General features: G+C 58.2%; 4 protein-coding genes and 2 pseudogenes. 3 read left to right on the top strand and 3 right to left on the bottom strand.

All coding sequences use genetic code 11. The features are described from left to right. A partial coding sequence (gene istB, locus IE122_RS17800; protein WP_229814380.1) for an IS21-like element helper ATPase IstB occupies positions 1-755 on the top strand: 755 nt, incomplete at its 5' end. 273 nt (positions 756-1,028) lie between these two features. Here istB and IE122_RS17795 read toward each other — a convergent pair. Continuing rightward, positions 1,029-2,181 (bottom strand): annotated as a pseudogene (locus IE122_RS17795) (IS3 family transposase). Between the two features lie 145 nt (positions 2,182-2,326). Then, positions 2,327-3,663 (bottom strand): IS3 family transposase gene (locus IE122_RS17790; RefSeq protein ID WP_189622582.1). Its coding sequence is split into 2 segments (ribosomal slippage): positions 2,327-3,342 and positions 3,342-3,663, totalling 1,338 coding nucleotides; the frame shifts between segments, so codons are not numbered across the junction. A gap of 240 nt (positions 3,664-3,903) precedes the next feature. Between IE122_RS17790 and IE122_RS17785 the strand changes: the two genes are divergently transcribed. Both IE122_RS17785 and IE122_RS17780 read left to right on the top strand, forming a co-directional pair. Then, positions 3,904-6,198 carry a TonB-dependent receptor gene (locus IE122_RS17785; protein ID WP_189622581.1) on the top strand — a complete coding sequence of 765 codons (2,295 nt, stop codon included), beginning with the start codon at positions 3,904-3,906 and terminating at the stop codon, positions 6,196-6,198. 835 nt (positions 6,199-7,033) lie between these two features. Continuing rightward, positions 7,034-7,747: an SDR family NAD(P)-dependent oxidoreductase gene (locus tag IE122_RS17780; protein ID WP_189622580.1), complete on the top strand. Its 714-nt coding sequence runs from the start codon at positions 7,034-7,036 to the stop codon at positions 7,745-7,747. Between the two features lie 205 nt (positions 7,748-7,952). Here IE122_RS17780 and IE122_RS17775 read toward each other — a convergent pair. Next, a pseudogene (locus IE122_RS17775) lies at positions 7,953-8,504 on the bottom strand (IS630 family transposase); the annotation flags it as partial. Positions 8,505-8,598 lie beyond the last annotated feature (94 nt).

Raw genomic sequence — 8,598 nt, 5'->3', positions numbered from 1 at the left:
GTCAGATATCGCACAATATCCATGAGATACGCCTATTACGCAGCAGTCCCGGATGCGGAGTAGGAGATCATCCGTTCATTCCTGCCAGCGCCGCCCAAACGCGGGCACAAGCCATCGACTGCTGCGCCTTCGATGCCGTGCCGATGATATCCAAGGCCCAGGTCATGGCCCTGTGCGCCGGCGATGGCTGGCTCGAGCAAGGCGCCAACCTCATCCTGTTCGGTCCGCCGGGGGGCGGCAAAACCCATCTCGCCGCGGCAATCGGCCTTGCGCTGGTCGAACGGGGTTGGAGGGTTTTGTTCACCCGAACTTCCGACCTCGTGCGGCGCCTGCAGGTCGCGCGGCGCGAACTCGCCCTCGAATCCGCGATGGCCAGGCTCGACAAGTACCACCTGCTCATTCTCGACGACTTCGCCTATGTCTCGCGCGATCAGGCCGAGACGTCGGTGCTCTTCGAGCTGATCAGCGCGCGCTATGAGCGACGGTCGTTGCTGATCACCGCCAACCAGCCCTTTGGCGAATGGAACAGGGTCTTCCCCGATCCCGCTATGACGCTCGCCGCCGTGGACAGGCTCGTGCACCACGCCACCATCTTCGAGATGAACGTCGAAAGTTACCGGCGCCGCACAGCACAGGCCAGGCGCACCGGCGCAGGACGACCCGCTGCCTACACCACCCCCAAGGTCCTCGAGACCATCCGCGACAATCAGGATGAGAACGACGAACTTGCCAGCGACAATCAAAAACGGCACTGATCGACGCGCCGCGACAATCACATTCTCATCCTGATTGTCGCGCAATCTTCATCCAGTTTGTCGCGCTACAGCGCCGTGTCGAGATATTCGCGAACCAATGTGATTTGTCCTCCTTGGACAACGAACAGATAGTGGTATCTGTTGCTGTAGACACGGCCATCGCGAAGGAGGATCCGTGACTAGCCTTCGACGGCAACCCTGTCCCCTCAGCCGTCATTCCGTGAATTTTAAACCACTCGACCCGCTCTGACCTGCCCCCCGGCGGTCCCTCGATCATAACGAGAGTCTTGCGGTTGAATATTCCGGCACGCTCGCCTGCACAAGCGCGTCGGGCGTGATGCTATCGTCCTGCACGAACGTCCGACGCGCTTGTGCAGGCGTTCGATTTCCCAACGAAGAGTGGGCCGAACATGGTTGTAGTCGTAGCGCCAGATGGCCAGCTTCCGGCGGGCGTCAGCCAAGCTGTCGAACAGCTCCTCGTTGAGCAGCTCATCGCGCAATGAGCCGTTGAAGCTCTCGATGAAGCCGTTCTGCTGGGGCTTTCCGGGATCGATGTAATGCCACTCGACCTTGTTCTGGCCGGCCCATCGCAGGATCGCCCGGCTCGCAAATTCAGTGCCGTTGTCACTGACAATGCAAGCAGGTTTCCCGTGCAGGCGAACCAGCGCATCCAGTTCGCGCGCCACCCGAGCCCCCGAGACGCTAGTGTCCGCCGCCAGGCACAGGTTCTCCCGGCAGCAATCATCGTTGATCGCCAGAATCCTGAACTTGCGCGACGCGCCAAACGTATCGGCGACAAAGTCCATCGACCAGCGGTTACCAGGACGAAGTGCTCCCGGCACCGGCGTCCGGCTGCCTCGGGCGCGCTTGCGGCCGCGTCGTCGGCGTACAGACAAGCCTTCTTCCCGATATAGCCGGTAGAGCTTCTTGTGGTTCATGCTCATGCCCTTGCGCTCCAGCATGACGCCGATCCGGCGATAGCCGAACCGACGGCGCTGCCCTGCGATCTCCCGCATGGCTTCGCGGATCGCTCCGTGGTCCGGCGGGCGTTCGCGCCTGACCGTCTTGGGATCGACGCCAATCAGCACGCAGGCCCGACGCTGTGAGACCTGGTAGTCCCGCATCACGCCGAGCGCCACGTCGCGCCGCTGGCCCGGCGTCGTCAGCCTTTTCCCAGCAGGTCTTTCAGGATCGCGTTGTCCAGCATGCTGTCGGCTAGGAGCCGCTTCAGCTTGCCGTTTTCGTCCTCCAACTGCCGCAACCGATGGGCGTCGGAAACCTCCATGCCGCCATACTTCGCCTTCAGCTTGTAAAAGGTCGCCGTGCTCAGGCCGTGCTTCCGGCAAACCTCGACCGTTGGAAGCCCTGCCTCCTGTTCCTTGATCATCCCGATGATCTGCGCCTCGGTGAAACGGCTCTTCCTCATGCGTCTGCTCCTTCTCGTGGGCAGACTCTACATCAGAATGAGGGACCTTTCGGGGGGCAGGTCAGCTCGAATGTCCGTCGTCAGAACATTCGGCACAACTCGCGGCGTAGATTAGCGGAGTGCGGGCCTCGTCTGGGGGTTGATGTTAGGCGGCGAGCTTGCGGTGTTGCAAGCGCCGATACTCGATGGTCTGTCGCTTGATCCTCTCGCGCTGTTTGATGATGGTTGGTGCCCTGCCGAAGTAGGCGTCGGCGGGCGTCACGTTGTTCAGGCTTTCGTGGTAACGCTGGTGGTTGTAGTGCTCGACGAAGGCCTCGATCTGGGCCTCGAGGTCACCAGGCAGGAAGTAGTTTTCCAGCAGGATGCGGTTTTTCAGGGTCTGGTGCCAGCGCTCGATCTTGCCCTGGGTCTGGGGATGCATCGGGGCGCCGCGGACATGGCTCATCTTGTTGGCCTCGATGTATTCCGCCAGTTCGCCTGCGATGTAACTGGGACCATTATCCGACAGAAGCCTGGGCTTGTGCAGCACCGTGGCGCTGTCGCAGCCCGAGGCCTTGAGTGCGAGGTCCAGCGTGTCGGTCGCATCCTCGGCGCGCATGTTGGTGCACAGTTTCAAGGCGCTGATGTAGCGCGAGAAGTCGTCGAGCACGGTCGACAGGTACATCCAGCCCCATCCAATGATCTTGAAGTAGGTAAAATCGGTTTGCCACATCTCGTTCGGCCGGGTGGTCCTGGTGTGGAACTGATCGGCGGCCTTGATCACGACGTAGGCCGGGCTGGTGATCAGATCGTGCGCCTTCAGCAGGCGGTAAACCGTAGCTTCGGACACAAAGTATTGGCGTTCATCGGTAAATCGCACAGCCAGTTCCCGCGGAGACAGTTCGCTGTAATCCAGCGCCATCTCGACGATCTGGTCCTGGATGTCGTTGCCTATCCGGTTCCACACCCGGATCGGCGCCGATGGTCGGTCCTCCAGCGCCTCGGGTCCGCCTTCGAGATAGCGGTCATACCAGCGGTAGAACGTCCGGCGGGCAATGCCGAGCTGATCCAGCGTGCGCCTGGCGGGCAGGTGCGACTGCTCCACGATCCTGATGATCTCGAGCTTCTCGGATGCGGGATACCTCATGCGTCGTCGCCCCCATCCGCGATCATGCTTTTTTTCAGCAGGCGGTTCTCGAGCGTCAGATCGGCCACGCATTCCTTCAGGGCACGGGCCTCGCGGCGCAGATCCTGCACTTCGCCAGTGGTCGCGGCACGGGCAGTGTCGCCCGCCAGTCGGCGTTTGCCCGCCTCCATGAACTCCTTCGACCAGGTGTAATACAAGCTCTGCGCGATGCCCTCCTTGCGGCACAGCTCGGCAATGCTGTCCTCGCCGCGCAGCCCATCCAGCACGATACGGATCTTTTCCTCGGCCGAGAAATGCCGCCGGGTCTGTCGTCGAATGTCCTTTACCACCCGCTCAGCAGGGGCCTTGGCCGGCAATTTTTTGGAGGAGGGTGGGGCTTCATCTTCGTTCCTTCGTCACTGCGACGAAGACCCAACCCTCCTTAATTCACAACCTCAAATCTGTGCCATTGGTGCTGACGGCGGACAATTTGCTTGCAGCAAGACGCAGTGTCAGATAACGGATGCAGTGTCTGGATCGATAGTCGCTTCGGCGTCAGAGGCGTGAGAGCTGCCGCCAGCAATCGCGCATGTCGGTTTGACGATAAAATAGTTTTGATGGGAGTCGTGATGCAAAAGAAATGTTCGATCGCCTGCGCGGTGCTTCTGGCCGGCACATCGACTGTGGGATACGCGCAAAGTTCGTCTGATGCCGGGGTTGCGACGAGTTCGCCTCAGCTGGAAGAAATCGTCGTCACCGCGCAACGGCGGGAAGAGAAGTTGCAGAATGTTCCCGTATCGGTGAGCGTTGCATCCGCAGCGACCTTGGAATCCGCAGGCGTGACTAACATTCAGGCGCTTACCAAGGTCTCGCCATCATTGAACATCAACCCCGGGCAGGGGCCCGTTGAGGTCTTCATTCGCGGCATCGGCAACAAGAACGATGCGGCCGGCAATGAAGGGAGTGCTGCGGTGTATGTTGACGGCGTTTATGTTGCGCGGCCAACACCCGAACTGTTCGCATTCCGGGGTGTTGAACGTGTTGAAGTACTGAAAGGGCCGCAAGGCACGTTGTTCGGACGCAATTCGTCGGCGGGACTCGTCAATATTATCACAAGAACACCTACCGACGTCCCGACTATGGAAGCTTCGCTAGGATACGGGAACTACGATACGGTTGATACCAGCGCGTATGTGTCCGGGGGGCTTGCTCCCAACGTGGCTGTCGGCGTGACAGGCTTTTACAGCGTTCAGAATCGCGGTTGGGGGCGCAACGTGACCCTCAACGAAAAGGTTGGCTTCGGCCGCCGTTGGGGTGGGCGAGTTAAGCTCGTGGCGGATGTTACTGACACTACAAAGGTCACGTTGTCCGCAGATTATCTGAAAGCATATACCAACCGCGCGTTTGACCTCCCACCTGGCCGGACATCGGGCAATCCGCCTTACCTGCCGCCGATGGTATATGCTGCTACCGGCATTTACGATACCGATGCCGATACTCCTTATTATTTTCGTACAAAATCCTATTCTGGCATGGCTCGGATTGAGCAGGATCTATCTTTCGCGCGTCTAGTCAGCATTTCAGGATATCGAAAGACAACCAGCTACAATGCTGCGGATGGTGATGCTGGACCTGTACCCTCGTTCCAATATCAATTGGACAACCGATCGGAACAATTTTCTGAGGAACTACAGCTTCTTTCAAGGGCAGGTTCTCCAATAACCTGGGTTGCCGGCCTATATTATCTCGACTCGAAGGACGGATACTATCCAGTTTCGTTTCAGGGCAGCGATTTTGGACCAGGGCTCACAGTTAATCTGTTCGGAGAGTCAAAGGTGAAATCGTATGCTGGCTTTGGGCAAGCCACTGCCCAGATCGCGAACAATTTAAACCTCACAATTGGCGCTCGCTACACCGTCGACAAATCCAAGGTTTTTGGTTTTACGACAGTGGGGCTCGTCGGGCCGGATCCCGCGCATCCCGTGATCGGTAGCACTGAGATTGTGCGCAATCCAGATGTTGTTGGCTCGAAGACGTTTAAAAAACTGACTTGGCGCGGTGCGCTTGACTACAAATTGGCCGATGATGCTATGATATATGCTTCTGTAAGCCGTGGTTATAAGGCTGGTGTTTTTGAAACATTGCCTGCGAATGCGGTTCCGATTAATCCCGAGACCGTCGATGCTTATGAAATCGGCTTTAAAAGTGAGATGCTCGACCGCCGTGTTCGCATTAACGGGTCATTGTTCTGGAGTGATATCAAAAATCCACAGGTTTCGTTTATTCGTCAGACATTTGTCGCACTCGCGAATGCTGGATCGGCACGCAGCCGAGGCGCCGAACTAGAGTTGGAGTTGGCAGCGACCAAGGATCTCAGACTGCGATTTAGCGGTACCTACTTGGATGCCAAATACCGTTCTTTCACCGGAGCCCCATTCAATGCGCCCAATACAGATCTGATTACAGGGCCGAGCGGGCTTCCGACAGTTCCAGGATGTGTGGATCCCGCGACCGTTAACACCAATCCAGCGAACGGTGGTAATGTTGATTTCTGTCAAGGCGACGCATCGGGTCACCGATTGCCGCGTGCGCCGAAGTTCGCATTCAGTACGGGTTTTGACTATCGTATACCTTTGGGCGCTGACGCAATTGAACTGAGTTCCAACGTCTCATATAATGATGGATTTTTCTGGGAGCCCCAGAATACGACCCGGCAGAAATCTTATTTTCTTGTCGATGCGCAAATTGCCTATGCCATCGATGATGGTAAGGTACGTATTCGTGGCTGGGGACGAAACCTTACGCGGACGAAATATTATGCAAATTTGTATGAGCAGGCTGGAGCGACCGGCGCGGTAGGGCAGGCTGGTGCGCCGCGTACATATGGCGTGGCGGTTGACTTTAAATTTTGATAATGTATCGCTGTTAGATACTTTTCCTGTGCCAGCACGTAAGGCTGTGCTGGCACAGGGAGCTGCGTCTGAGGCGTGAATGCGCAGGCTATTGCTTTGGCGGTCCAACTCGGTCAGTGCCGAATGCGCCGATGTTTTACTCATAGGCTCGTAGAGCGCCGTAGCTACTTGACGTCGCGTTCCGCCAGCTTGAGCCGGACTTAAGCGTCGGTCGCCTGAGCCGCTGGGACTATTTTGCTGGCGGCCGAGCTCATCGCCTCCCAATCCAAGTGGTAATCGGCTCGATGCTCGGCAAGCATGAACTTGGAGCGGTCGCGGACTTCATTGAAAGCTCGTCTGAGTCTTGCTCATCACGAAAGTTCACTTACTCAAAAGGCAAATGGCAATGTCGTTGATCGGGAGGCTTCGCGCGGATCTGGGTATAGAGGCAATCTCCCGTGTACTTACAGCAGGCCCGCGCTCTTAATCATGAGCTTGCCTGGCGCATGATCAAGCCCGTCCACGAGATTAGTTCGCGGGCCTACAGTGTGCGCTAAGGAATGCTGCCCGTTGCTCGATGCTCCATGAGCGCCTGATGGTGACCATGGTGCTGAGAGGCGTAATGTGCGATAAGGCGACGGTCAGCACATTGCTCTCCGCGAACTTCTTTGTAAATGCTCAGGAGCAGCAGATTCATGACCGAAGGAATGGGTCGGAGAATGGCCTGATCCACCACACCGACGGGGGCGTCCAAGGCGGATTCAACCGGCCTTCGCAACACCCTCAGATTGGAGGTTGTGACTAAGTCTGGTCGACGGCGATCGGAGCTGAACACAGACAATAGAGGATAGACTACATGGGCGATTTCGAGGGAAGTCGGGTACTCGTGACTGGAGGCACGCAAGGGATCGGCCGGGCGATTGCCGAGGCGTTCTGCAGGAATGGTGCTTACGTTGTCGTGACCGGAACGCGAGCGCAGTCGTCGGACTACGATATCGACCTGTCCGCCTTTCACTACTTCCAGCTGGACATGCGCGACAGAGCGCAGCGTGCGGAGATCGCCGAGAAGGTCGGCGCCCTTGATGTACTGATCAACAATGCCGGTGGTGACCAGCCGAACGAGTTCGATCTGGACAATTTCGAAGCTTCGATCGAAGTCAATCTGACGGCAGTCATGCATCTGTGCACGTTGTTCAGGCCGGTGCTGGCGCAGGCGAGTGGGTCGATCCTGAACATTGGGTCAGTGGCCTCGTTCCTCGCACTGGCTCACGTCCCGGGATATACAGCTGGCAAGTCTGGCGTGCTCGGCTTGACCCGAGCGCTGGCCGACCGATGGGCCCCGGAAGGAATTCGCGTGAACATGCTTGCCCCGGGCCTCATCGACACGCGCGCGACGAATTTCATGCGCGTCGATGCCGGGCATGAAAAGCGGCTTCTGGGCAGCGTGCCAATGCGTCGTTGGGGTCAGCCCGACGAGATTGCGGGCGCCGCACTTTTCCTGAGCTCACCGTCCGCGAGCTACATCACCGGTGCGGCTTTGCCGATCGACGGCGGACTGATGATCCGCTGAAAATAATGACGGCGGTGGCGGTGATGAAGCCTATCCCGGGAATCGTTTCCAGACGCGGTGACACGTTACTAGGCCATCAGTTCAAGTTCGATCGCGCAGATCTGTTGGCTCAGTCCCTCGATGATACTTGCCAACAGCAGTAGGATCTGGCGCGCCAGTTCAGGTAAAGGCGCCGTGCCGCTGGTGTAATACCAAGACTCACTGATCAGAACCCATGGGCCCATTGGCGTAATCCGATGGACATGATGCGCCATGGCTGATCGATGAGGAGGTTCCAGGCGTAGCAGCAGTGATCGACGACGTTGTCGTAGGACGAGAAGATGCGGTTGGAGAGCCAATTATCGCGCATGAACTGCCACACGTTTTCGACCGGATTGAGTTCGGGACATTTGGGCGGCAGCGGCAGGAGGGTGATATTGGCCGGAATGTCGAGTTTGCCGGACATGTGCCACCCGGCCTGATCGAGCATGAGCACGGCGTGAGCTCCGGGTGCGACTTGGCTACTGATTTCGGCGAGATGCATGTCCATGGCCTCGCTGTTGCAACGAGGCATGACCAGCGCGGCGCCTTTGCCTTGTGCGGGACAGATCGCTCCAAAGATCCATGCCGAAGCCCGGCGCAGATCACGGAGCGCGACGGGTCTTGTCCCGCGCTTGGCCCAGCGCCGGGTGATCTGCGTTTTTTGACCGATCCGGGCCTCGTCTTGCCACCACAGTTCTATCGGTGTGCCTTTGGGCAGGCGCTTTCGGATTTGCGCCAGGCGGGCGCGGAAGGCTTTTTAAAAGCGGCAATAGGGACTGTCAGGATTTCCGTGTGTGGCGAGGCGGTTGATCATCAGGCGGCCATGGCCC

This window comes from Novosphingobium colocasiae (assembly GCF_014652555.1).
Classification (GTDB): Bacteria; Pseudomonadota; Alphaproteobacteria; order Sphingomonadales; family Sphingomonadaceae; genus Novosphingobium; species Novosphingobium colocasiae.
Note: the sequence above shows the minus strand (reverse complement) of the source record. Positions and strands in the feature narration are given on the sequence as shown.

Bases quoted from the DNA above. Each gene is read 5' to 3' on its own strand.
- IE122_RS17785 (WP_189622581.1), top strand. From the start codon at position 3,904: ATGGGAGTCGTGATGCAAAAGAAATGTTCGATCGCCTGCGCGGTGCTT.
- IE122_RS17780 (WP_189622580.1), top strand. From the start codon at position 7,034: ATGGGCGATTTCGAGGGAAGTCGGGTACTCGTGACTGGAGGCACGCAA.